The organism is Paenibacillus lentimorbus NRRL B-30488 (assembly GCF_000411595.1).
Taxonomy (GTDB): domain Bacteria; phylum Bacillota; class Bacilli; order Bacillales; family Bacillaceae; genus Bacillus; species Bacillus velezensis.
This window is the reverse complement of record NZ_ANAT01000016.1, coordinates 20,788-45,167: the sequence shown is the minus strand read 5'-3', so window position 1 is coordinate 45,167 and position 24,380 is coordinate 20,788. Positions and strand designations below refer to the sequence as shown.

Annotated in this window: 19 protein-coding genes and 6 pseudogenes; all 25 read left to right on the top strand. The window is 45.2% G+C overall.

All coding sequences use genetic code 11. From position 1 onward, the window contains the following. The first annotated feature begins 481 nt into the window (after positions 1-481). A pseudogene (gene metG, locus D368_RS09705) lies at positions 482-2,471 on the top strand (methionine--tRNA ligase). Positions 2,472-2,546: 75 nt separating this feature from the next. Next, the gene (locus tag D368_RS09700; RefSeq protein ID WP_032868379.1) at positions 2,547-3,314 is read left to right on the top strand and encodes a TatD family hydrolase; all 768 of its coding nucleotides are present in this window, start codon (positions 2,547-2,549) and stop codon (positions 3,312-3,314) included. 134 nt (positions 3,315-3,448) lie between these two features. After that, positions 3,449-4,773 (top strand): annotated as a pseudogene (locus D368_RS09695) (resuscitation-promoting factor). Between the two features lie 133 nt (positions 4,774-4,906). Then, the gene (gene rnmV, locus D368_RS09690) at positions 4,907-5,470 is read left to right on the top strand and encodes a ribonuclease M5 (protein ID WP_128574750.1); all 564 of its coding nucleotides are present in this window, start codon (positions 4,907-4,909) and stop codon (positions 5,468-5,470) included. Continuing rightward, positions 5,460-6,341, top strand: coding sequence for a 16S rRNA (adenine(1518)-N(6)/adenine(1519)-N(6))-dimethyltransferase RsmA (gene rsmA, locus D368_RS09685; RefSeq protein ID WP_004264694.1), 882 nt, complete (start codon positions 5,460-5,462; stop codon positions 6,339-6,341). The genes rnmV and rsmA overlap by 11 nt, the downstream gene beginning before the upstream one ends. A gap of 172 nt (positions 6,342-6,513) precedes the next feature. Further along, positions 6,514-7,389 carry a sporulation peptidase YabG gene (yabG, locus tag D368_RS09680; protein WP_070081260.1) on the top strand — a complete coding sequence of 292 codons (876 nt, stop codon included), beginning with the start codon at positions 6,514-6,516 and terminating at the stop codon, positions 7,387-7,389. Between the two features lie 211 nt (positions 7,390-7,600). Continuing rightward, positions 7,601-7,861: a biofilm formation stimulator Veg gene (gene veg, locus D368_RS09675; protein ID WP_003218330.1), complete on the top strand. Its 261-nt coding sequence runs from the start codon at positions 7,601-7,603 to the stop codon at positions 7,859-7,861. Positions 7,862-8,023: 162 nt separating this feature from the next. Beyond that, positions 8,024-8,212, top strand: a complete 189-nt coding sequence (locus D368_RS09670; RefSeq protein ID WP_011996172.1) for a small, acid-soluble spore protein, alpha/beta type — start codon at positions 8,024-8,026, stop codon at positions 8,210-8,212. 143 nt (positions 8,213-8,355) lie between these two features. Further along, positions 8,356-9,225 carry a 4-(cytidine 5'-diphospho)-2-C-methyl-D-erythritol kinase gene (gene ispE, locus D368_RS09665; protein WP_004264668.1) on the top strand — a complete coding sequence of 290 codons (870 nt, stop codon included), beginning with the start codon at positions 8,356-8,358 and terminating at the stop codon, positions 9,223-9,225. Positions 9,226-9,280: 55 nt separating this feature from the next. Next, positions 9,281-10,138 (top strand): pur operon repressor, encoded by an 858-nt coding sequence (gene purR, locus D368_RS09660; protein ID WP_004264666.1) that lies wholly within the window; start codon positions 9,281-9,283, stop codon positions 10,136-10,138. Next, positions 10,135-10,515 carry a 2-iminobutanoate/2-iminopropanoate deaminase gene (gene ridA / locus D368_RS09655; protein ID WP_128574749.1) on the top strand — a complete coding sequence of 127 codons (381 nt, stop codon included), beginning with the start codon at positions 10,135-10,137 and terminating at the stop codon, positions 10,513-10,515. Before purR ends, ridA begins: the two co-directional genes overlap by 4 nt. 195 nt (positions 10,516-10,710) lie before the next feature. Continuing rightward, entirely contained in the window at positions 10,711-11,004 is a 294-nt protein-coding gene (gene spoVG, locus D368_RS09650; protein WP_004264660.1) for a septation regulator SpoVG, read from the top strand. Positions 11,005-11,195: 191 nt separating this feature from the next. Beyond that, on the top strand, positions 11,196-12,566 hold the full coding sequence (gene glmU, locus D368_RS09645) for a bifunctional UDP-N-acetylglucosamine diphosphorylase/glucosamine-1-phosphate N-acetyltransferase GlmU (RefSeq protein ID WP_070081261.1): 1,371 nt from the start codon (positions 11,196-11,198) through the stop codon (positions 12,564-12,566). 21 nt (positions 12,567-12,587) lie between these two features. Then, positions 12,588-13,540: pseudogene (locus D368_RS09640) on the top strand (ribose-phosphate diphosphokinase). An 84-nt stretch (positions 13,541-13,624) separates the two neighbouring features. Beyond that, positions 13,625-14,233 (top strand): 50S ribosomal protein L25/general stress protein Ctc, encoded by a 609-nt coding sequence (locus D368_RS09635; RefSeq protein WP_128574748.1) that lies wholly within the window; start codon positions 13,625-13,627, stop codon positions 14,231-14,233. An 84-nt stretch (positions 14,234-14,317) separates the two neighbouring features. Then, positions 14,318-14,883: pseudogene (pth, locus tag D368_RS09630) on the top strand (aminoacyl-tRNA hydrolase). Positions 14,884-14,944: 61 nt separating this feature from the next. Beyond that, positions 14,945-15,175: an anti-sigma-F factor Fin gene (gene fin, locus D368_RS09625; protein WP_004264650.1), complete on the top strand. Its 231-nt coding sequence runs from the start codon at positions 14,945-14,947 to the stop codon at positions 15,173-15,175. Between the two features lie 69 nt (positions 15,176-15,244). Further along, entirely contained in the window at positions 15,245-18,778 is a 3,534-nt protein-coding gene (gene mfd / locus D368_RS09620; protein ID WP_071392212.1) for a transcription-repair coupling factor, read from the top strand. Positions 18,779-18,914: 136 nt separating this feature from the next. Further along, positions 18,915-19,451 carry a stage V sporulation protein T gene (gene spoVT, locus D368_RS09615; RefSeq protein WP_070081264.1) on the top strand — a complete coding sequence of 179 codons (537 nt, stop codon included), beginning with the start codon at positions 18,915-18,917 and terminating at the stop codon, positions 19,449-19,451. Positions 19,452-19,619: 168 nt separating this feature from the next. Continuing rightward, positions 19,620-21,199: pseudogene (locus D368_RS09610) on the top strand (putative polysaccharide biosynthesis protein). After that, positions 21,189-22,663: pseudogene (yabN, locus tag D368_RS09605) on the top strand (bifunctional methyltransferase/pyrophosphohydrolase YabN). The pseudogenes D368_RS09610 and yabN overlap by 11 nt, the downstream one beginning before the upstream one ends. Position 22,664: 1 nt before the next feature. After that, positions 22,665-22,925, top strand: coding sequence for an RNA-binding S4 domain-containing protein (locus D368_RS09600; protein WP_004264639.1), 261 nt, complete (start codon positions 22,665-22,667; stop codon positions 22,923-22,925). A 78-nt stretch (positions 22,926-23,003) separates the two neighbouring features. Continuing rightward, positions 23,004-23,306, top strand: coding sequence for a sporulation protein YabP (yabP, locus tag D368_RS09595; RefSeq protein ID WP_004264638.1), 303 nt, complete (start codon positions 23,004-23,006; stop codon positions 23,304-23,306). Beyond that, complete coding sequence (gene yabQ / locus D368_RS09590) at positions 23,303-23,938, top strand: spore cortex biosynthesis protein YabQ (protein WP_071392209.1); 636 nt, start codon at positions 23,303-23,305, stop codon at positions 23,936-23,938. The genes yabP and yabQ overlap by 4 nt, the downstream gene beginning before the upstream one ends. A gap of 17 nt (positions 23,939-23,955) precedes the next feature. Beyond that, positions 23,956-24,333 carry a cell division protein DivIC gene (gene divIC, locus D368_RS09585; protein WP_016936533.1) on the top strand — a complete coding sequence of 126 codons (378 nt, stop codon included), beginning with the start codon at positions 23,956-23,958 and terminating at the stop codon, positions 24,331-24,333. Positions 24,334-24,380: the final 47 nt, after the last annotated feature.

Genomic DNA, 24,380 nt, shown 5'->3' with positions numbered 1-24,380 from the left:
CTCCTCCCGAGAGATAATTATTTGTAGTTTATATTTTTCTTCGTCATTATTCGACAAAATTCCTTACATTCCTAGCATAACAAGGTTTCCAATAATCGTCAATCTTTTTGTTTGCTATTGTTTGTAAGAATTAGTTCTTATAGTAAGTAAAGCCTTGGAAATCCTGAAATAACAGGCTTTTTGACTGCTTTTTCGAACCTATTATCCTACTGAAAATCCTTTTAAATCAAGACTTTCGAACCAAGATGTTTTATATTAGTAGATTATATACGACAAATTTCGACATGTTAAGACTTTTTTAATTTCAATAAAAATTTTTAATTTTATTTACTCTTTTACACGCAGTACGTATATATCCTTGATCTTAAAGGCTAAGATGGTATCATAGATAGAGGACAAATATCAATATTGTATATCAAAATAAAACCGCTCTCGTCCTTTGGGCGTGAGCTTTTCGACATTCTGAATGGGAGGTTGCAACATGCCGCAAGACAATAATACTTTTTATATTACGACCCCGATATATTATCCGAGCGGAAAATTACATATCGGCCATGCTTATACTACCGTGGCCGGCGATGCGATGGCGCGTTACAAAAGATTAAAGGGATTTGACGTACGCTACTTAACCGGAACGGATGAGCACGGACAGAAAATCCAGCAGAAAGCGGAGGAAGAGAATATCACGCCTCAAGCTTATGTGGATCGCGCAGTTGCTGAAATCCAAAAGCTATGGAAGCAGCTCGACATTTCTCACGATGATTTCATCCGGACGACGGAAAGCCGGCACAAAGAAATTATCGAGAAAGTGTTTCAAAAACTTCTTGATAATGGTGACATTTACCTGGATGAGTATGAGGGCTGGTACAGCATCCCTGATGAAACATTCTATACGGAAACACAGCTGGTGGATGTGGAACGAAATGAGAAGGGTGAGGTTGTCGGCGGAAAAAGCCCTGACAGCGGCCACCCGGTCGAATTAATCAAAGAGGAGTCATACTTCTTCCGCATGAGCAAATATGCAGACCGCCTGCTGAAGTTTTATGAGGACAATCCTTCTTTCATCCAGCCTGAATCACGCAAAAATGAAATGATTAACAACTTCATTAAACCGGGGCTTGAAGATTTGGCCGTTTCCAGAACGACGTTCGACTGGGGCGTAAAAGTGCCGGGAAATCCGAAGCATGTCGTGTATGTATGGATTGACGCACTGTTCAACTATATTACAGCGCTCGGTTACGATACGGAAAATGATGAGCTTTACAAAAAGTACTGGCCGGCTGACGTTCACCTTGTCGGTAAAGAAATTGTCCGTTTTCATACCATTTACTGGCCGATTATGCTGATGGCGCTTGATCTCCCGCTGCCTAAGCAAGTATTCGCGCATGGCTGGTTATTGATGAAAGACGGAAAAATGTCGAAATCAAAAGGAAATGTCGTTGATCCGGTAACGTTAATTGAACGCTACGGCTTGGATGAACTTCGTTATTACCTGCTTCGCGAAGTACCGTTCGGTTCAGACGGTGTCTTTACGCCGGAAGGTTTCGTAGAACGGATTAATTATGACTTGGCGAACGACTTAGGAAACCTTCTGAATCGTACAGTCGCAATGATCCAAAAATATTTTGACGGCGAGATTGGTTCATATGAAGGAAATGTGACCGATTTTGATTCAGAGCTTTCTTCCGTAGCCGGTGAAACGGTTAAAGCTTATGAAAAGGCAATGGAAAACATGGAGTTTTCAGTCGCTTTATCAACGCTATGGCAATTAATCAGCCGTACGAACAAATATATTGATGAAACTGCTCCGTGGGTGCTTGCTAAAGATCAGGAAAAGAAAAGAATTACGTTCTGTCATGTATCATTTAGCTGAATCATTGCGTATTTCGGCCGTATTGCTCCAACCTTTCTTGACGCAGACGCCTGAAAAAATGTTTGCCCAGCTCGGAGTTGAGGATCAGTCTCTTAAAGCATGGGACAGCATTCAGACATTCGGCCAATTGAAGAACGCGAAAGTGAAAAAAGGGGAACCGCTTTTCCCTCGTCTTGAAGCTGAAGAAGAAGTAGCTTACATCAAGCAAAAAATGCAAGGAACTGCTCCTTCTAAAGAAGAAAAGGCGGAAGAGCCGCAAGAAGCAGAGCGTCTTCCTGAAATTACGTTTGATCAATTTATGGATACAGAACTTCGCGTCGCAGAAGTCTTGTCCGCAGAACCGGTGAAAAAAGCAGATCGGCTGCTGAAATTACAAATTGATCTGGGCTTTGAACAGCGCCAAGTTGTATCAGGTATCGCGAAGCATTACACACCGGATCAGCTTGTGGGAATGAAGATCATTTGTGTAACGAATTTAAAACCGGTAAAACTGAGAGGCGAGCTTTCTCAAGGAATGATACTGGCGGGAGAATCTGACGGCGTTCTCAAAGTTGTAGTTGTCGACCAGTCATTACCGAAAGGCACTCGAATTAAATAATAGGGGCAAAAGGTGTTTCACGTGTAACATTCCGTCGAACACCTTTTGTTTTTCAACAAGAAAGGAGTTTTTATGATGCTTTTTGATACACATGCGCACTTAAATGCCGAGCAATTTGACACAGACTTAGAGGAAGTCATTGCGCGTGCAAAGGCTGAAAAAGTTGAACGAATTGTCGTTGTCGGATTCGACAAACCCACTATCACGCGTGCGATGGAGCTGATTGAGGAATATGACTTTATATACGCTGCGATCGGCTGGCATCCGGTAGACGCAATTGACATGACAGAGGAAGATTTATCATGGATTAAGGAACTGTCCTCTCACGAAAAAGTCGTGGCAATCGGAGAGATGGGCCTTGATTACCACTGGGATAAATCACCAAAAGACATTCAGAAAGAAGTATTTCGGAAACAAATCGCTCTCGCCAAAGAAGTGAACCTTCCAATTATCATTCATAATCGTGATGCAACGGAAGATGTTGTCACAATTTTGAAAGAAGAGGGAGCGGAAGAAGTCGGCGGCATTATGCACTGCTTTACGGGGAGCGCGGAGGTTGCGCGGCAGTGTATGGATATGAATTTCTATATTTCATTCGGCGGACCGGTTACCTTCAAAAACGCGAAGAAACCAAAAGAAGTAGCAAAGGAAATTCCGAATGACCGTTTGCTGATTGAAACGGACTGTCCTTTCCTGACACCGCATCCTTTCCGCGGCAAACGAAATGAGCCAAGCTACGTAAAATATGTTGCTGAACAGCTCGCTGAATTAAAAGGGCTGACATATGAAGAAATTGCCTCAATTACAACCGAAAACGCAAAAAGACTTTTCCGCATGAACTGACAGAATGCGCTGTCATAACGTGTAAAAGCTTGTCCGATTCGGTGGATATGTAAAACGGTTCTACAAGCTTCCTTCTCCTCATAAGATAGGTTGTCGATATGTCTCTCTTCCTTTTTTTGCTTTGTTTTTGCATAATGAGGGATACGCTGAAGGTTTTTCATCTTCGAGATGGGAGGGTTGACAGCATTTTAGATACTCTATATAATCTCTCCGAGGAGAAGGAGGCGTTTTTCATCACACAAAAAATGAAAAAACTGTTTTCCGTAAAGCTTGGTAAAAGCAAGGTTATTCTTATTGCAGCTATTATTCTGCTGGGCGGAACCGGGACTGCATACGGGGCACATGAGCTCTCAAAACAATCAGTTTCTGTTTCCATCAACGGCAAGAAAAAGCAAATACGCACTCATGCAAAAACGGTTGGGGAACTTCTGGAAGATTTACATATAGAGACGAGAAATGAAGACCGGATTACCCCGTCTAAGCAGACAGCATTGGCAGACAACATGAATGTCGTGTATGATGCTGCAAAGCAGATCCGTGTGACAAGAGGCGGAGAAGAAAAGACTTTATGGTCAACGGCAAAAACAGTCGGCGCATTTCTGAACGAACAGCATACACCTGTGAATCAGCACGATAAAATAGATCCAGCAGCAGATACGAAAGTGACAAACGGCATGAAAGTCACGGTCGACCCGGCTTTTCAGGTCACTGTAAATGATGCGGGAAAGAAAAAGAAAATATGGACGACTTCGACTACGGTCGCTGACTTTTTAACGCAGCATAAGATGGACATGAAAGACGAAGATAAAGTAAAACCGGCATTACACGAAAAGCTCACAAAAAATCAGGCCGGCATACAAATCACTCGTATCGAAAAAGTCACCGATGTAGTTGAGGAAAAAATAGCGTATCAAGTGAAAGAAAAAGAAGATGCGTCTCTCGACAGCGGGAAAGAAAAGATCGTTCAAAAAGGAAAAGAAGGCAAACTTAAAAAGCATTTTCACGTTGTCAAAGAAAACGGAAAAGAAGTATCAAGAAAGCTTGTCAAAGAAGAAACATCTGAAAAAGCAAAGATCAGATCATTGCGGTCGGCACAAAGCGGCACAGTCCCAAGATTGAGCAGCTCAGTGCACCTGTGAAGGCATCTTCGGGCGAAACCGGATCTTCCGGTAAAGTGATTACCGTGTCTTCCACGGCTTATACCGCAAGCTGCAGCGGCTGTTCCGGCCAAACGGCTACAGGCGTTAACCTGACAAGCAATCCGAATGCCAAAGTCATTGCGGTAGACCCAAGCGTCATCCCGCTCGGCACAAGAGTCCACGTAGACGGATACGGGGATGCCGTGGCCGCTGATACAGGCTCAGCCATTAAAGGAAGACGGATTGATGTCTTTTTCCCTGAAAAATCTTCAGCTTACCGCTGGGGAAAGAAACAGGTCAAAATAAAAATCTTAAATTAATTCCGATTCATTCAGAGGGTTTTGCGCCCTCTGTTTTTTCGTTATAATAGGTAAAGTGTATTTTCAGTATATTAGACGTGACATGCAAGCAAAGGTTTCGTTTTGGATATAAAAAGTTTTTTTGGAGGAAGTAATGAAAATTAAAGAAATTATTGTAGTCGAGGGACGCGATGACACTGCGCGCATAAAACTTGCCGTTGATGCGGATACGATCGAGACAAACGGTTCCGCAATCGGAGACGAAGTCATCAGGCAGATTCGGCTGGCGCAGGAAACGAGAGGGGTCATCGTGCTGACGGACCCGGATTTTCCGGGGGAGAAGATCCGGAAAACCATTTCTGAAGCAGTACCCGGCTGTAAACACGCATTTCTGCCCAAACATCTTGCCAAACCGAAAAACAAGCGCGGCATTGGCGTTGAGCACGCATCCATTGAAAGCATCAGAGCATGCCTGGAAAATGTGCATGAAGAGATGGAGGCAAAGCCGAGTGAGATTTCAGCTGAAGATGTCATACAGGCCGGTCTGATCGGCGGACCGGCTGCCAAAAGACGCCGCAAACGATTGGGCGACCTGCTGAAGATCGGCTATACAAACGGCAAGCAGCTTCAAAAACGGCTGCAAATGTTTCAAATCAAAAGAAGTGATTTTATTGATGCGCTCGATGCTATGAGGCAGGAGGAACAGGATGAACAATAAAGATATCGCGACACCTATCAGAACGAAGGAAATTCTGAAAAAGTACGGTTTCTCTTTTAAAAAGAGTCTGGGACAGAATTTCTTAATTGATACAAATATATTGGACAGAATTGTGGACCATGCGGAAATTACGGATCGGACCGGAGTCATTGAAATCGGGCCCGGAATCGGCGCGCTGACAGAGCAGCTTGCCAAACGGGCGAAAAAGGTCGTCGCGTTTGAAATTGATCAGCGCCTGCTGCCCATTCTCAATGATACGCTGTCTCCATATGACAATGTAACGATCATTCATCAAGATGTGCTGAAAGCAGACGTCAAATCCGTCATTGAAGAGCAGTTTCAGGATTGTGATGAAATTATGGTGACGGCGAATCTCCCATATTATGTGACGACGCCGATCATCATGAAGCTTTTGGAAGAACATCTTCCGTTAAAAGGAATTGTCGTGATGCTGCAAAAAGAGGTCGCTGAGCGGATGGCCGCTGATCCTTCCTCTAAGGAGTACGGATCGCTTTCCATTGCGGTTCAGTTCTATACGGAGGCCAAAACCGTCATGACCGTCCCGAAAACAGTGTTTGTGCCTCAGCCTAATGTCGATTCCGCCGTCATCCGTCTCTTGCTTCGTGACGGCCCGGCGGTTGACGTCGATAATGAACCGTTTTTCTTCCAGCTGATTAAAGCAAGCTTCGCACAGCGCCGGAAAACCTTGCTGAACAACCTTGTGAACAATCTTCCGGGCGGAAAAGAGAAAAAAGCTCAAATTGAAGAAGTTCTTCAAGAAACGAATATTGATGGAAAGCGGCGCGGTGAATCCCTGTCCATAGAAGAATTCGCGCTCTTGTCCAACGGATTGCATAAAGCCCTTTTCTAAGAGGGCTTTTTGTTTTGCGTCACCACTTGGACTGCCGCTACATAGGCTAGAGGAGAACCTTATTCATTCAACTGCAAGAAAAGCTTGAAACATCAAGCGCCGCAGCGGAAAGAGGTGCATTTGCCAAGACTTCTTTCATGATGAGGCTTAGTCTATTTGTGGAGTGGGTAACGTGCAATTTCAAATAGGAGATATGGTAGCCAGGAAATCCTATCAAATGGATGTTTTATTTCGCATTATCGGTATAGAGCAAACAAGCAATGGAAATTCAATTGCCATCCTGCATGGTGACGAAGTCAGATTGATTGCGGATGCTGATTTTTCTGATTTGGAGCCTGTCAGAAAAGACGAACAGGCCATGAGAAAGAAAAGAGATGAAAGCAGGATGAATGAATCTCTCGAGCTGCTCCGCCAGGATTATAAGCTGCTTCGGGAAAAACAGGAATATTATGCGACAAATCAATATCAGCATCAGGAGCACTACTTTCATATGCCCGGAAAGGTATTGCATCTGGACGGCGATGAGGCCTATTTGAAAAAGTGCCTGAACTTTTATGAAAAAATCGGTGTGCCGGTATACGGAATTCATTGCCATGAGAAAAAAATGCCGGCGTCAATTGACGAGCTGCTTGATAAATACAGGCCGGATATTTTAGTCATCACCGGCCATGATGCATATTCCAAGCATAAGGGAGACGTGAACGATTTAAGCGCCTACAGGCATTCCAAACACTTTGTCGAAACCGTTCAGAGAGCGAGGCGTAAAGTCCCTCATTTGGATCAGCTGGTCATATTCGCGGGGGCCTGCCAATCTCATTTCGAGTCTTTAATCAGAGCGGGCGCGAATTTCGCAAGTTCGCCGTCACGCGTCAATATTCATGCGCTTGACCCGGTATATATTGTCGCGAAAATCAGCTTCACTCCGTTTATGGAGCGGATCAATGTATGGGATGTCCTGAGAAATACGCTGACGAGAGAGAAAGGGCTGGGAGGAATTGAAACGAAGGGTGTGCTGCGTGTCGGTATGCCGTATAAATCAAATGGATGAGTGATAAAACCCGCATATATTTCGCTATGCGGGTTAATTATTTTACATATTGATACATAAATTTCCGGAACTTGTGAAAAATAACGCAGAAATCAATAGAATTTTGTCAAAATAATTTTGTTGACAATGACTTATTAACGTTGATATAATTTAAATTTTATTTGACAAAATTGGGCTCTTGTTGTACAATAAATGTAGTGAGGTGGATGCAATGGCGAAGACGTTGTCCGATATAAAAAGATCGCTTGATGGGAATTTAGGTAAACGGCTTACGTTAAAAGCAAACGGCGGCCGCCGAAAAACGATTGAGCGTTCGGGCATTTTAGCTGAGACGTACCCTTCTGTTTTTGTGATACAACTAGATCAAGACGAGAATTCGTTTGAAAGAGTTTCATACAGTTATGCTGATATTCTGACTGAGACTGTTGAATTGACATTCAATGACGATGCGGCAAGCTCAGTAGCATTTTAATGGGCAGTGAACCTTTTGTTTACTGCTTTTTGTTTTGCCTTCTAAAGCTCTTCTAATTATTCCCTCGAAAGTTTCAGCCGATTAAACGGAAGCTATAGGTGTCACATGTTTTATCGTGGCGTGCACGAATGGTGATCAATTCTATAAAAGGGGTTGTTTCGTTTGGGCAGACGTCGTGGAGTTATGTCAGATGAGTTCAAATATGAGCTGGCGAAGGACCTTGGTTTTTACGATACGGTGAAAAACGAGGGCTGGGGAGGCATTCGGGCGCGTGACGCCGGGAATATGGTAAAACGCGCTATTGAGATTGCCGAACAGCAGATGGCGGCTCAGAACCAAAATAACCGATAATGCAGTGGCCCGGGGGACAATCCGTTCCCCGGTTTTTTCTATCGGCTGTCAAAACCGGCGTCAATTTCGGATAAGTACCTCCGGGTCTCCAAATGTGATACAATGTTCATACTTATGTTTAGATGGAGAAGTAGGTGAAAGCTATGCGTATTTTAGAAAAAGCGCCGGCCAAAATCAATCTGTCCCTCGATGTGACGAGTAAACGCCCGGATGGTTATCACGAAGTGGAGATGATCATGACGACAATTGATTTGGCAGATCGGATTGAACTGACAGAACTGCCCGAAAACGTTATCAGAGTGGCGTCGCATAACCGCTTTGTTCCGGATGATCAAAGGAATCTGGCTTATCAGGCAGCCAAACTGCTTAAAGAACGGTTTCAAGTCAAAAAAGGCGTTTCGATTATGATTACAAAGGTGATCCCTGTAGCGGCAGGGCTTGCCGGCGGAAGCAGCGATGCGGCAGCCACGCTCAGAGGGCTGAACAGGCTTTGGGATTTAAAGCTTTCTGTCGAAGAGCTTGCAGAGCTTGGAGCTGAAATCGGTTCAGACGTGTCCTTCTGTGTATACGGAGGCACTGCCCTGGCAACCGGACGCGGTGAGAAGATCAGGCACATCAGTGCTCCGCCTCATTGCTGGGTCATGCTCGCCAAACCGACGATCGGGGTATCGACTGCCGAAGTGTACCGCCGGCTGAACTTACAGCAGGTTCGGCATCCTGATGTGCAGGCGATGATTGACGCGATTGAAGAAAAAAGCTTCCAAAAGGTATGCGGACAATTAGGGAACGTATTGGAGTCGGTTACGCTCAGCCTCCATCCCGAGGTGGCGATGATTAAAAATCAAATGAAACGCTTCGGCGCTGATGCGGTGTTAATGAGCGGAAGCGGACCGACTGTATTCGGTTTGGTTCAATACGAATCTAAGGTGCAGCGGATTTATAACGGGTTAAGAGGTTTCTGTGATCAAGTGTACGCGGTGCGGATGATCGGCGAACAGAATGCTCTTGATTAAATCCGTATGTTAAGTTATATTATTTTTAAATTATTCGGATTTTGGGGGTAAGTTCATGAAGTTTCGTCGCAGCGGCAGATTGGTGGACTTAACAAATTATTTGTTAACCCATCCGCATGAATTAATACCGTTAACGTTTTTCTCAGAACGGTATCAATCAGCAAAGTCATCAATCAGTGAAGATTTAACGATTATTAAACAGACCTTTGAACAGCAAGGCATTGGGACGCTGCTTACAGTGCCGGGAGCTGCCGGAGGCGTCAAATACATTCCGAAAGTGAAACAGGCTGAAGCAGAAGCCTTTATACAGGAGCTGGGACAGTCTTTAGTAAATCCTGAGCGTATCCTTCCGGGCGGTTATGTATATTTAACGGATATCTTAGGAAAACCATCTGTCCTCTCTCATGTAGGCAGGCTTTTTGCTTCCGTTTTTGCGGAGCGGGAGATTGATGTGGTGATGACCGTTGCGACAAAAGGAATCCCTCTTGCTTACGCAGCGGCCAGTTATCTGAACGTTCCGGTTGTCATCGTGCGAAAGGACAATAAAGTGACTGAAGGCTCCACGGTGAGCATCAATTATGTATCAGGATCGTCTAACCGCATTCAAACAATGTCGCTTGCGAAAAGAAGTTTGGCTACGGGTTCGAACGTTTTGATTATTGACGACTTTATGAAAGCCGGCGGCACCATTAACGGCATGATCAGCCTGCTTGATGAGTTTAATGCAAACGTCGCGGGGATAGGCGTCTTGGTTGAAGCCGAGGGAGTGAATGAACGGCTTGTCGATGAATACATGTCACTGCTCACGCTTTCAACCATCAATATGAAAGACAAAACGATTGAGATTCAAAACGGCAATTTTCTGCGATTTTTTAAAGAACAGCATTTAAAGAATGGGGAGACAGAAAAATGATTAAAGCAATCCATACGAAACACGCGCCGGCAGCGATCGGGCCATATTCACAGGGAATCATCGTAAACAACATGTTTTACAGCTCAGGCCAGATTCCTCTTACTGCTGAAGGAGAAATGGTAAACGGTGATATCACAGAACAAACGCATCAGGTGTTCAGCAATTTAAAAGCTGTGCTGAAAGAAGCGGGCGCTTCTCTCGAGACGGTTGTCAAAGCAACGGTATTTATTGCTGATATGGAGCAGTTTGCGGAAGTGAATGAAGTGTACGGACAATACTTTGATGTACATAAGCCGGCAAGGTCTTGTGTGGAAGTGGCGAGACTGCCGAAAGACGCTCTCGTGGAAATTGAAGTCATTGCGCTGGTAAAATCTTAAATCTCAGAAAAGTGGTTCCGGTCTCCGGGATCACTTTTTTTATGCAGTATATGATCCCCAAATATGGTTTATCACCTAATTGTGTATGTATATCCTATATTTTCAAAAAAACTTTTTGAAACGTGCAGGAATTTAAAAAGAATCGTGGAATTGTTAGACTAATGCTTTTATATAGGGAAAAGGTGGTGAACTACTGTGGAAGTTACTGACGTAAGATTACGCCGCGTGAATACCGATGGTCGCATGAGAGCGATTGCATCCATCACGCTGGATCACGAATTTGTCGTACATGATATTCGTGTGATTGATGGAAACAATGGTCTTTTCGTTGCGATGCCGAGTAAACGCACCCCTGATGGAGAATTCCGCGATATTGCTCATCCTATTAATTCCAGCACGCGGGGCAAGATCCAGGATGCTGTTTTAAATGAGTATCATCGTTTGGGTGATTCTGAAGCATTAGAATATGAAGAAGCCGGGGCTTCTTAAACATAACAAAATGTAAGGACTGCTGATAAAGGCTGACACAAGGCCTTTTCCGGCAGTCCTTTTTTAAATCTGATTTTTCAGTAATAAAGCGATTACATAGAAAATTCTTGCACTTTTTGATGTCTTCTTGAAATCAACAGCTATTTAGGATATATTTTTCTATGGATAAAAGGGATATTGGAGGCCATTAAATGGATAAGCGGTTTGCAGTGATTTTAGCTGCCGGAAAAGGAACGAGAATGAAATCGAAGCTTTATAAGGTCCTTCATCCGGTATGCGGAAAGCCTATGGTAGAGCACGTCGCAGACGAAGCTCTGAAATTATCTTTAGCGAAGCTTGTCACCATCGTAGGACACGGCGCCGAAGATGTGAAGAAGCAGCTCGGACAGAAAAGCGATTACGCTCTCCAAGCAGAACAGCTCGGTACGGCTCATGCGGTCAAACAGGCAAAACCATTTCTTCACGGAGAAAAGGGTGTCACGATCGTTATTTGCGGCGATACACCGCTTCTGACGGCGGAGACGATGGAAGCCATGCTGAATGAACATACAGACAAAGGTGCAAAAGCCACGGTGTTAACGGCTGTTGCCGACGATCCCGCCGGATACGGAAGAATCATCCGCAGTGAAGACGGCGCCGTTCAAAAAATCGTGGAGCACAAGGATGCTTCGGAGCAAGAACGTCTTGTGAAAGAAATCAACACGGGAACGTACTGTTTTGATAACGAGGCTCTTTTTCGTGTCATCGAACAGGTTTCGAATGAAAATGCCCAAGGCGAGTATTATCTGCCGGATGTGATCGAAATCCTCAAAGACGAAGGCGAAACTGTTGCCGCTTACCAGACTGGTAACTTCCAAGAGACGCTCGGAGTGAATGATAGAGTCGCTCTTTCTCAGGCTGAAATGTATATGAAAGAGCGAATTAACAAACGGCATATGCAGAACGGAGTCACTTTAATCGATCCGATGAATACGTACATCTCACCTGACGCGCGTATCGGACAAGATACAGTTATTTATCCCGGAACTGTGTTAAAGGGACAAGCTGAAATCGGCGATGAATGTGTCATCGGCCCTCACACTGAGATAGAGGACAGCTCAATCGGCAGCCGCACTGTGATTAAACAATCCGTTGTCAACCGCAGCAAAGTTGGGAATGATGTAAATATCGGTCCTTTTGCTCACATCAGACCCGATTCCGCAATCGGCAATGAAGTGAAGATCGGAAACTTTGTTGAAATCAAGAAAACAAAATTCGGCGACCGAAGCAAAGCATCTCATTTAAGCTATATCGGTGATGCCGAAGTGGGCACGGATGTGAATCTGGGCTGCGGCTCCATCACGGTCAATTATGATGGGAAGAAAAAATATTTAACCAAGATTGAAGACGGCGCTTTTATAGGCTGCAACTCCAATTTGGTCGCACCTGTTACAGTGGGAGAAGGCGCGTACGTCGCTGCGGGTTCAACCGTAACTGAAGATGTGCCGGGCGAAGCGCTTGCCATTGCCAGAGCAAGACAAGTAAATAAAGAAGATTATGTGAAAAATATTCATAAAAAATAATCCTAAAATCGGAGGTTTACCATGTCTAACGAATACGGAGATAAGAATTTAAAGATTTTTTCTTTGAATTCAAATCCAGAACTTGCAAAAGAAATCGCGGATAATGTAGGGGTTCAATTAGGAAAGTGCTCTGTTACAAGATTCAGTGACGGAGAGGTCCAGATCAACATAGAAGAAAGTATTCGCGGCTGTGATTGCTATATCATTCAGTCTACAAGTGCGCCGGTTAATGAGCATATTATGGAATTGCTGATTATGGTTGACGCTCTAAAGCGCGCTTCCGCGAAAACAATCAACATTGTGATTCCGTACTACGGTTATGCGCGCCAGGACAGAAAAGCAAGATCACGTGAACCGATTACGGCAAAACTTTTTGCAAACCTGCTTGAAACAGCGGGTGCGACACGCGTGATCGCGCTTGATTTACACGCGCCGCAAATTCAAGGTTTCTTTGATATTCCGATTGACCACTTAATGGGTGTTCCGATTTTAGGCCATTACTTTGAAGGTAAAGACTTGAAAGATATCGTTATTGTTTCTCCTGACCACGGCGGTGTGACGCGCGCCCGCAAACTTGCGGACCGTCTGAAAGCGCCGATCGCGATTATCGACAAACGCCGTCCTAGACCGAATGAGGTGGAAGTGATGAACATCGTCGGTAACGTGGAAGGAAAAACAGCGATTCTGATCGATGATATTATTGATACGGCCGGCACAATCACACTTGCCGCTAACGCGCTGGTTGAAAACGGAGCTGCAGAAGTGTATGCATGCTGTACGCACCCTGTACTGTCAGGCCCTGCCGTTGAGCGGATCAATAACTCTAAAATCAAGGAGCTTGTCGTAACGAACAGCATTAAGCTTCCTGATGAGAAAAAATCGACCGCTTTAAGCAGCTTTCTGTCGGACCGCTTCTGGCTGAAGCGATTATCCGCGTTCACGAGAAACAATCTGTCAGCTATTTATTCAGCTAAACCGAAACTTTAAGGTTTAAATCCCAGTTATTGTGGGTATTGTTCTAATAGGACGATAAAACGATAATTAGGATGGTGCTGAATATGGCAACTTTAAAAGCAAATGAAAGAACAGATTTTAAACGTTCGACGCTTCGGAAAATCCGTCATTCAGGACATGTTCCAGGGATTATATACGGTAAAGAAACAACGAATACGCCTGTCTCTTTAGACAGTGTCGAATTGCTTAAAACATTGCGGGACGAAGGAAAAAACACGATTATCACAATTGATGTCAACGGAAATCAGCAATCGGTTATGGTGACCGATCTTCAGACAGACCCGCTCAAAAACGAATTGACGCACGCCGATTTTCAAGTCGTGAATATGAGTGAGGAGCTGGAGGCCGAGGTGCCGATTCAGCTGACGGGAGAGGCGCAAGGAGTCAAAGACGGAGGCGTCATCCAGCAGCCGCTGCATGAACTTTCGATTAAGGCTAAGCCGAAGGACATCCCTCAGACAATCAATGTTGATATTTCCGGGCTTGAAATGAATGATGTGCTGACCATCGCAGATCTGACTGCTGACGGCAATTATACATTTACAAACGACCCGGAAGAAGTCGTGGCTTCCATCCTTCCTCCTAAGCAGGAAGCATTCGAAGAAGATGCAGAACCGTCTCCTGAGGAAGAGCCCGAAGGAGAAAGTCAATAAGCGCTTTAAGACGTAACCCGCCCGAGGTTACGTCTTTTGTGCTAGAATGAGAAGAATTACAGCGATGTTGAGGGAGGATTTACGATGCTTGTGATTGCCGGTCTCGGTAACCCGGGAAAAACCTATGAGAACACGAGACATAATGTCGGCTTTATGGCCATTGACGAGCTTTCTAAAGAATGGAATATTGAACTGAATAAAACGAAATTCAACGGACTTTACGGAATGGGGTTTGTTTCCGGAAAAAAGTTCTACTTGTTAAACCGCTTACATATATGAATTTATCAGGGGAATGTTTGCGGCCGCTGCTGGATTATTATGATGCCGATCATGAAGATCTGAAAGTCATATACGATGACCTTGATCTTCCGACGGGAAAAATCAGGCTCCGGACGAAGGGGAGCGCAGGCGGACATAACGGGATTAAATCGCTTATACAGCACCTCGGAACCCCTGAATTTGACCGGGTCAGAATCGGAATCGGCCGCCCCGCTGGCGGAATGAAAGTCGTTGACTATGTACTGGGAGCTTTTACGAAGGAAGAAGCGCCGCATATAAATGATGCCGTCTCAAAAACCGTAAAAGCCTGCGAAGCTTCCTTAACGAAACCATTTTTAGAAGTCATGAACGAATTTAATGCAAATGTATAAGATAAATAATGGGAGACCATACTAGGGAAAAATGATTTTTTTACATCAGGAGGTCCAACGTATGGCTTTGCATTATTTCTGCCGCCACTGCGGCTTTAAGGTAGGGAGCCTGGAATATTCGACGGTGCCGACACAGTCACTTGGATTTCAGCACTTAACAAATGAGGAAAGAAACGATATGATTTCATATAAAGACAATGGAGATGTCCATGTTCTTACAATTTGTGAAGACTGCCAAGAGGCGCTGGAACGCAATCCGCACTACCATGAACACAACACATTTATTCAATAAGAAGCTTTGGTGTAGATTCTAGACCAAAGCGTTTTTCTGTTCTTGCAGAAAATAGAGAGGAGGGCCCATATGGACAACATTCAAACCTTTATTAAAGAAAGCGATGATTTTAAATCCATTGTCAACGGTTTACATGAGGGGCTGAAGGAACAGCTGCTTGCGGGTCTGTCAGGTTCCGCGCGTTCTGTTTTTACCTCCGCCCTTGCACAGGAAACGAAAAGGCCGATTTTCTTTATCACCCATAATTTATATCAGGCCCAAAAAGTGACGGAAGATCTGACGGCGCTTCTCGGGGATCAATCTGTTTTTTTATACCCCGTGAATGAATTGATTTCTTCAGAAATTGCGGTAGCCAGTCCTGAACTGCGCGCTCAGCGGCTTGATGTCATTAATAGATTAACAAACGGAGAAGCGCCGGTCGTTGTGGCGCCCGTTGCGGCAGTGAGAAGAATGCTTCCGCCGAAGGAGCTGTGGAAAAGCAGCCAGCTCGTCATTTCACTCGGAGACGATATAGAACCGGATCAGCTGTCCGCGCGCCTTGTAGAGGTGGGGTATGAGCGTTCCGATATGGTTTCTGCACCCGGTGAATTCAGTATTCGCGGCGGAATTATCGACATTTATCCGCTGACGTCGGAGCATCCGGTGCGAATTGAACTGTTTGATACGGAGGTCGATTCCATCAGAAGCTTCAATTCTGATGACCAGAGATCAATTGAGACGCTCAAACATGTGGCGATCGGACCGGCGAAGGAATTGATCATAAGGGCGGAAGAAAAAGCCCGGGCAATGGAAAGGCTCGATAAAGGGCTTGCCGACAGTCTGAAAAAGCTGAAGCAGGACAAACAAAAGGAAATGCTTCATATCAATATCTCACATGATAAAGAACGGTTATCAACGGGACAGACTGATCAGGAACTTGTGAAGTATCTCTCGTACTTTTACGAAAAGCCTGCTAGTTTGCTAGATTATACACCGGCAGACACGTTGTTACTGTTAGACGAGGTCAGCCGCATTCATGAAATGGAGGATCAGCTGCAAAAAGAAGAGGCCGAATTTACGACAAGTCTGCTCGAGGAAGGGAAAATTCTGCATGACATTCATTTATCCTTCAGCTTTCAGGAGCTTATGAGCGAAAAGCGGCGCCCGGCTATTTATTATTCATTATTTTTGCGTCATGTCCAGCATACAAGCCCTCAGAATATCGTGAATGTGACAAGCCGGCAGATGCAGAGTTTTCACGGGCAGATGAATGTCCTCGCAGGTGAAATGGAGCGCTTTAAGAAATCAAACTTCACCGTCGTTTTTTTAGGCGCAAATAAGGACAGAACCGACAGATTGGCATCCGTGCTGGCTGATTACGAAATTGAAGCCGCAAAAACGGACAGCTCCAAAGCGCTTGTGCAAGGACAGGTCTATGTCATGGAAGGCGAGCTGCAATCCGGTTTTGAACTGCCGCTGATGAAGCTGGCCGTCATTACGGAGGAAGAGCTGTTCAAAAACCGAATTAAGAAAAAGCCGAGAAAGCAGAAGCTGACAAATGCCGAACGGATCAAAAGCTATTCTGAGCTTCAGGTCGGTGACTATGTCGTCCACGTCAACCACGGGATCGGTAAGTATTTGGGGATCGAAACACTAGAAATCAAAGGCATTCATAAAGATTACCTCAACATTCATTATCAGGGCAGCGATAAGCTGTACGTCCCTGTAGAACAAATCGATCAGGTGCAGAAGTACGTCGGCTCTGAAGGAAAAGAACCGAAGCTTTATAAACTGGGCGGCAGTGAATGGAAACGGGTGAAGAAAAAAGTTGAAAACTCCGTTCAGGATATTGCCGATGATCTGATTAAGCTTTATGCGGAACGGGAAGCAAGCAAAGGCTATGCGTTCTCGCCCGATCATGAAATGCAGCGGCAGTTCGAATCTGCTTTCCCTTATCAGGAAACAGAGGACCAGCTCCGTTCCATTCAGGAGATTAAAAAGGATATGGAAAGAGAGCGCCCGATGGACCGTTTGCTTTGCGGTGATGTGGGATACGGGAAGACGGAGGTAGCCATCCGAGCGGCCTTTAAAGCGATCGCAGACGGAAAGCAGGTCGCGCTTCTTGTGCCGACGACAATACTCGCGCAGCAGCATTATGAAACCATTATGGAGCGTTTTCAGGACTATCCGATTAACATCGGTCTTCTCAGCCGATTCAGAACGAGAAAAGAATCCAATGAAACGATTAAAGGCCTGAAAAACGGAACGGTAGACATCGTAATCGGAACCCACAGGCTCTTGTCTAAAGACGTCGTCTATAAAGATCTCGGCTTGCTCATCATAGATGAAGAGCAGCGCTTCGGCGTGACGCATAAGGAAAAAATCAAACAGATCAAAGCCAATGTCGATGTGCTGACTCTTACAGCGACGCCGATTCCGCGTACGCTTCATATGTCCATGCTCGGTGTGCGGGACTTATCCGTTATTGAAACGCCGCCGGAAAACCGTTTCCCTGTTCAGACATATGTCGTGGAATACAACGGTGCGCTTGTACGAGAAGCTATCGAAAGAGAACTGGCGCGCGGAGGACAGGTATATTTCTTGTACAACCGCGTGGATGACATCGAGCGGAAGGCTGATGAAATTTCCATGCTTGTTCCCGATGCGAAAGTGGCATATGCCCACGGAAAAATGACTGAAAATGAATTGGAAAGCGTCATGCTCAATTTTCTGGAAGGGGAATCAGACGTCCTTGTCAGCACGACTATTATTGAGACAGGCGTAGATATACCAAATGTCAATACCTTGATTGTGTTCGACGGAGACAAAATGGGGCTGTCTCAGCTGTATCAGCTGAGAGGACGGGTCGGCCGTTCCAACCGCGTCGCTTACGCGTATTTTACGTACCGCAGAGACAAAGTGCTTACTGAGGTGGCGGAAAAACGGCTGCAGGCGATTAAAGAATTTACCGAGCTGGGATCAGGCTTTAAAATCGCCATGCGTGACTTGACGATCAGGGGAGCGGGGAACCTTCTCGGCGCCCAGCAGCACGGCTTTATCGACTCAGTCGGTTTTGACCTGTACTCGCAAATGCTCAAGGAAGCGATTGAAGAGCGGAAAGGCGATATTCCGAAAAGCGAACAGTTTGAGACAGAAATCGATATCGAGCTTGACGCGTATATTCCCGAAAACTATATACAAGACGGCAAGCAAAAAATCGACATGTATAAACGCTTCAGGTCAATCGCCACAATTGAGGAGAAAAATGAGCTCCAAGATGAAATCATCGACAGGTTCGGCAGCTACCCTAAAGAAGTTGAATGGCTGTTTACGGTTGCTGAGATGAAGGTATACGGAAAATATGAACGCGTCGAACTCATCAAGCAGGATAAAGACGCGATCAGATTTACCATTTCTGAAGAGGCCAGCGCACAGATTGACGGCCAGAAATTATTCGAACTCGGCAATAAATACGGCCGGCAGATCGGACTGGGAATGGAAGGGAAAAAGCTGAAAATCTCAGTACAGACGAAAGGCCGCAAAACGGAAGAGTGGCTGGAGACCGTTCTCGGCATGCTGAAAGGACTTCAGAATGTGAAGAAAGAAACAATCGCATCTTCATAAAAATTGTTACTCTCTGGTGTATATTACATTTGATGTGACGGATACTAATTTCAAGCGAGTGGCGGAAGCTACATAAAGTAAAGAGCTTTAGTACTTTCCCTTAAATATCATCACATGAAAGAGAGGCACCAGAGAGATGAAAGCTACAGGTATCGTACGTCGTATTGATGATCTAGGACGGGTCGTCATTCCTAAAGAAATTCGGAGAACACTGCGGATCAGGGAAGGAGACCCGCTTGAAATATTCGTTGACCGCGACGGAGAAGTTATATTGAAAAAATATTCTCCTATCAGTGAGCTTGGCGATTTTGCGAAAGAATATGCAGATGCATTGTATGACAGTCTCGGCCATTCCGTCTTGATTTGCGACCGTGACGCGTATATTGCCGTTTCGGGCAGTTCGAAAAAAGAATTTCTGAATAAAGCCATCAGCGATTTGCTCGAAAAAACGATGGATCAGCGCAGCTCAGTGGTAGAAAACGACGTAAAGTCCGCGCAGCTTGTGAATGACGTTGATGAAGATATGAGCTCCTATACAATCGCTCCGATCGTGGCAAATGGCGATCCTATCGGGGCCGTGGTCATCTTTTCCAAGGAACAGGCGCTTGGAGAAGTAGAACATAAAGCGGTAGAAACGGCAGCCAGTTTTTTGGCGAGGCAGATGGAGCAGTAGGTCTTATTACCATTATTGAAATAAGAAAACGGAGAAAGAGCAGCTCTTATACAAGTGCTGTTCTTTTTCATATTCATATGTGCTCTCTATCGGTTCGGCCGTTAGGATTGTGATATAATAAGCTCGTTTTATAGACGTAATTTTCTAGCGGCTGGAAGGAGCTTTTGGATGAACGATTCAGTTGGCGCCAAGCGGCAATCGGCATGGAAAGGTGCTTTTGTGCTCGTCGTTGCGGGTATCGTGACGAAGATATTAAGCGCCGTGTACAGGGTTCCTTTTCAGAATATTGTCGGTGACGTCGGATTTTACATTTATCAGCAGGTGTATCCGTTTTTAGGGATCGCGGTCATGCTGTCAACATCCGGTTTTCCGGTGATCATCTCAAAATTAATGAACGATTATAGCGATCATAAACAAAAATAATGAAAATTTCCGCCCTTTATGTCACGGCGGCCGGACTTGTTCTGTTTGCGCTCATGTATGCCGGCGCGGCGCCGTTGGCCGGTTTTATGGGTGACGCCCGCCTTGTGATGCTGATAAGGGTCGCGGCGTTCGCTTTCATACTGTTTCCGTTTACGGCGGTTATCCGGGGGTATTTCCAAGGCGTGCATGATATGATGCCGTCAGCCTTATCCCAGATTACGGAACAGCTTCTTCGGGTGGCGGTGCTTCTCGGTTTATCCTTATGGCTTTTGAAAAGCGGCCGTTCATTATACGCGGCGGGTGCGGGTGCGGCCTCGGGATCAATAGCCGGGAGCTTTGCGGCCCTTTGTGTATTGGCTGTTTTCTGGTATAAGCGGGAAGAAACAAAGAAAGATGGCGGACATATCGAAACGGCCGTCATTGTAAAAAAGCTGCTGCTTTATTCAGTCACCATCTGTATCAGCAGTGTACTCATGCTTTTGATTCAGCTTGTAGACGCCTTAAACTTATATTCGCTGCTTTCAGACGGGACGGAGAGCCATGCTGCGAAACAGCTGAAAGGCATATATGACCGCGGACAGCCGCTCCTTCAGCTGGGAACCGTGTTTGCCGTCAGTATCGCCGCATCTCTTGTTCCTTCCATTTCAAAAGCGGTGCATGGGAACAAGCCGTTTATCATAAAAGAGAAAGCGACATCAGCCGTCAAGCTCTGCCTTGCGGTAGGGATCGGCGCATCGGCCGGGCTTTTTTGCATTTTAGAACCGGTGAATATCATGCTTTTCCAAAACAGTGAGGGGACGCAGACCTTACAAATATTCAGCTTATCTATCTTTTTTGCCTCAATTGCGCTTACGGCAGCCGCGATTCTGCAAGGAGCGGGACATACCGTTTTCCCCGCCGTATCCGTTTTGACGGGAGGGGCGCTGAAATGGGTGCTGAATGTTTGGTTGGTCCCCGGCTGGGGTATTACAGGAGCGGCACTGGCGACCGTCTTGGCATTTGCCGCAGTTGCGTGCTTGAATCTCCGGAGAATTTGGTCGAAGGGATGGCTGACGAATATTGGCGGCGTGATTGCCCGTCTGTGCTGGTGCAGTCTGCTGATGGTCTTCTTTTTGGTCGTATACATGAAGCTTTGGCAGTTATTTGTTCCTGTCAGCAGGGCCGGAGCTGTATGTGAGAGTCTGTCTGCGTCAGTCATCGGAGGGCTATTGTTTATTTATTGTATGATAAGAATGAAGATTTTCACGGATGAAGAGCTGAGCGGCCTTCCTTTCGGCAGTGCTTTAAGCAAATTGAAAAAGAGGAGAGAAAAACATGGCAGGTAATATTACGGTCGTCGGCCTCGGCGCCGGAGACATGGATCAGTTGACAGTGGGCGTACATAAGCTGCTGACTCGGGCGAAGCATTTATATATAAGAACGAAAGACCACCCTTTGATTTCGGAATTAGAGCAAGAGACGGAAGCGGACATCCGGTATTTTGATGATATTTATGAAAAACATGATCAGTTTGAAGCGGTCTATGAAGAGATCACGGACATTCTGTTTGAAAAAGCGAAGCAAGAAGATGTCGTCTACGCTGTACCCGGGCATCCGTTTGTCGCTGAGAAAACCGTTCAGCTGTTATTCGAACGCCGGGAAGAACAACAGATAGCTGTTCATACTGCCGGAGGGCAAAGCTTTCTGGATGCCACTTTTAATGCATTGCGAATTGATCCGATTGAAGGGTTTCAATTTACGGATGCGCAAACAATGACGCCGGATGAGCTCGAACTCCGGCATCACCTGATCATCTGCCAGGTTTATGACCAAATGACGGCCTCTGAGGTGAAGCTGACGCTCATGGAGAAATTGCCTGACGACTATGAAGTGGTCATCGTTACGGCAGCCGGGAGCCAGGGAGAAAAGATGACCAAGGTGCCTTTGTTTGAACTTGACCGCAATGTAGAAATAAATAACTTAACAAGCGTGTATGTTCCGCCGATTAAAAAGAAGAACTCCTTTACCAGGAATTTTCTGCATTCCGAAGTATTATTCGCGAGCTTCGCGGGCCGAACGGCTGTCCGTGGGATCAAAAGCAAACACACCAGTCATTAAAGAAATTTATGATTGAGGAATGCTACGAACTGCTTGAGGCCATTGACGAAGAGGACACGGATCACATGATAGAAGAACTCGGGGACGTCATGCTTCAGGTTATGCTGCACGCCCAGATCGGAGAAGACGAGGGGTATTTCTCAATTGATGATGTCATCAGAGACATCAGTGCGAAGATGGTCAGACGGCACCCGCACGTGTTTAAGGATGTTAAGGTTCAGGATGAACATGATGTCGTCGCCAACTGGGAAGAAATCAAAAAGGCGGAAAAGCAAACAACATCCTCTTCATTGCTGGATGTCGTACCGAAAACCCTGCCTTCTCTTGCGAAAGCCGCCAAGCTTCAGAAAAAAGCCGCCAAAACCGGCTTTGACTGGGATGACGTTCAGGATATATGGGATAAAGTAAATGAAGAGCTGAAGGAATTTTCTGCAGAGGCTTCCGCCGAATCAGCAGATGAAATCAGCTTAAAAGCTGAATTCGGCGATGTTTTATTTGCATTGGTCAATATCGGCCGATACTATAAAATTGAGCCTGAGGAAGCGCTCGCCATGACAAATGACAAATTCCGCAGACGCTTTGCTTATATTGAGAAAGAAGCGGCAGCAAAGGGGCTTGAATTGACCGCAATGTCACTTGAGGAAATGGACAAATTGTGGGATGAAGCAAAAGAAATGGAGAGGAGATTCTGATATGAGACTTGATAAGTTTTTAAAAGTATCCAGATTAATTAAACGCCGCACATTGGCGAAAGAGGTCGCCGATCAAGGGAGAATCACCGTTAACGGGAATCAGGCGAAAGCCAGCTCAGACGTAAAAGCCGGTGATGAACTGAAGGTCCGCTTCGGGCAGAAGCTTGTCACCGTGAAGGTAAATGAATTGAAAGAAACAACGAAAAAAGAAGAAGCCGCGGGCATGTATACAATCGTCAAAGAAGAAAAACTCGGCGAATAGGCTTGTTCTAAACAAGGCTCCCGCCTCATACAATGCAGTAATAATGCTAAAAGTATCGAGGATATGGGGGCTGAATAGATGAATTCATATTATGAGCAAAAAGGTTCTTCTTCTGTTCCGGAACAGCATGATGTAACGATGAAAGGGAGAAAGCATTTAGACATTTCGGGCGTCAAGCATGTGGAAAGTTTTGATAACGAAGAGTTTTTGCTGGAAACGGTTATGGGAATGCTTTCCGTCAGAGGCGAGAACCTGCAGATGAAAAACCTTGATGTGGAAAAAGGGATTGTATCTATAAAAGGCAGGGTGTTTGACCTTGTATATTTAGACGAGCAGCAAGGGGATAAAGCTAAAGGGTTTTTTAGCAAGTTGTTTAAATGACGCTGACGACCCAACTTTATACGATGCTGGCAATGACCGGTATGGGCGCCTGGCTCGGAGCGTCGCTTGATACATACAGGCTGTTTGTCAGCCGCGCCAAAACGGCCAGATGGCTGTTATTCATTCATGACATTCTCTTTTGGATTGTACAAGGTCTGCTGTTTTTCTATGTGCTGCTCAACGTGAATGAAGGAGAACTCAGGGTATACATTTTCTTGGCTGTCTTACTGGGTATTGCGACGTACCAAAGCCTGTTTAAACGAATGTATATAAAAATACTGAAATTTGCCATTCATCTTGCGGTGTCTCTTTACCAATTCGCAAAAAAGCTCATTCAGCACGTGCTGTTCCGTCCGGTGCTTCTGCTCTTTAAGCTGCTCATCGGGCTGATCACGGTTATTTCTTTATACTCCTATCGGGTGAGTGCCTTTTTTGCGAAGTGTCTTTTTAAGATCGTAGCGTTTTTGCTGTATCCGCTGTTTTTCCTGTTAAAACAATTATTGAAACTTCTTCCTGAAAAGTGGCGTCTTACTTTCAAACGATATTTTCAAAAAAGTGCAGGATTTTTACAAAAGAGCAAGAAACTAATCATAACAATCAGATCGACCATGATACGTATTTTGAAAAGGTGAAAGGAGGACCGTCTGGTTTGAATCTATCTAGAGAACGTACAATAACTGAAATTCAAAACGACTATAAAGAGCAGGTTGAACGGCAATCCCAGCTTATGAAAAGAAGGCGGAAAGGGCTTTTCAGACGGTTGATCGTATTCGGCGCCCTTGTGTTGTTGACGGCTATTGTCTTAGCGGGTTCTCTGTGGTCACAGACCTCTTCCCTTAGCGCAAACGAAGAAAAAAAGGCTCAGCTGGAAAAACAAGTAAAAGAATTGGATGCGAAACAGGCTGATTTAAAAGATGAAATTTCCAAATTAAAGGATGAGGATTACGTCACAGAGCTTGCCAGAAGAGACTTGTTTATGTCAGGAAATGGTGAGATTCTCTTTAATGTAGAAAAGAAGAGCAAGTAGCCTTGTTGACACTTAAATTTTTATTTAGGTATAATTAAACAAACGAT

Bases quoted from the DNA above. Each gene is read 5' to 3' on its own strand.
- veg (WP_003218330.1), top strand. From the start codon at position 7,601: ATGGCGAAGACGTTGTCCGATATAAAAAGATCGCTTGATGGGAATTTA.
- purR (WP_004264666.1), top strand. From the start codon at position 9,281: ATGAAGTTTCGTCGCAGCGGCAGATTGGTGGACTTAACAAATTATTTG.
- yabQ (WP_071392209.1), top strand. From the start codon at position 23,303: ATGACGCTGACGACCCAACTTTATACGATGCTGGCAATGACCGGTATG.
- D368_RS09600 (WP_004264639.1), top strand. From the start codon at position 22,665: ATGAGACTTGATAAGTTTTTAAAAGTATCCAGATTAATTAAACGCCGC.
- rsmA (WP_004264694.1), top strand. From the start codon at position 5,460: ATGAACAATAAAGATATCGCGACACCTATCAGAACGAAGGAAATTCTG.
- mfd (WP_071392212.1), top strand. From the start codon at position 15,245: ATGGACAACATTCAAACCTTTATTAAAGAAAGCGATGATTTTAAATCC.
- spoVT (WP_070081264.1), top strand. From the start codon at position 18,915: ATGAAAGCTACAGGTATCGTACGTCGTATTGATGATCTAGGACGGGTC.
- D368_RS09635 (WP_128574748.1), top strand. From the start codon at position 13,625: ATGGCAACTTTAAAAGCAAATGAAAGAACAGATTTTAAACGTTCGACG.
- D368_RS09700 (WP_032868379.1), top strand. From the start codon at position 2,547: ATGCTTTTTGATACACATGCGCACTTAAATGCCGAGCAATTTGACACA.
- ispE (WP_004264668.1), top strand. From the start codon at position 8,356: ATGCGTATTTTAGAAAAAGCGCCGGCCAAAATCAATCTGTCCCTCGAT.
- rnmV (WP_128574750.1), top strand. From the start codon at position 4,907: ATGAAAATTAAAGAAATTATTGTAGTCGAGGGACGCGATGACACTGCG.
- ridA (WP_128574749.1), top strand. From the start codon at position 10,135: ATGATTAAAGCAATCCATACGAAACACGCGCCGGCAGCGATCGGGCCA.
- fin (WP_004264650.1), top strand. From the start codon at position 14,945: ATGGCTTTGCATTATTTCTGCCGCCACTGCGGCTTTAAGGTAGGGAGC.
- glmU (WP_070081261.1), top strand. From the start codon at position 11,196: ATGGATAAGCGGTTTGCAGTGATTTTAGCTGCCGGAAAAGGAACGAGA.
- yabP (WP_004264638.1), top strand. From the start codon at position 23,004: ATGAATTCATATTATGAGCAAAAAGGTTCTTCTTCTGTTCCGGAACAG.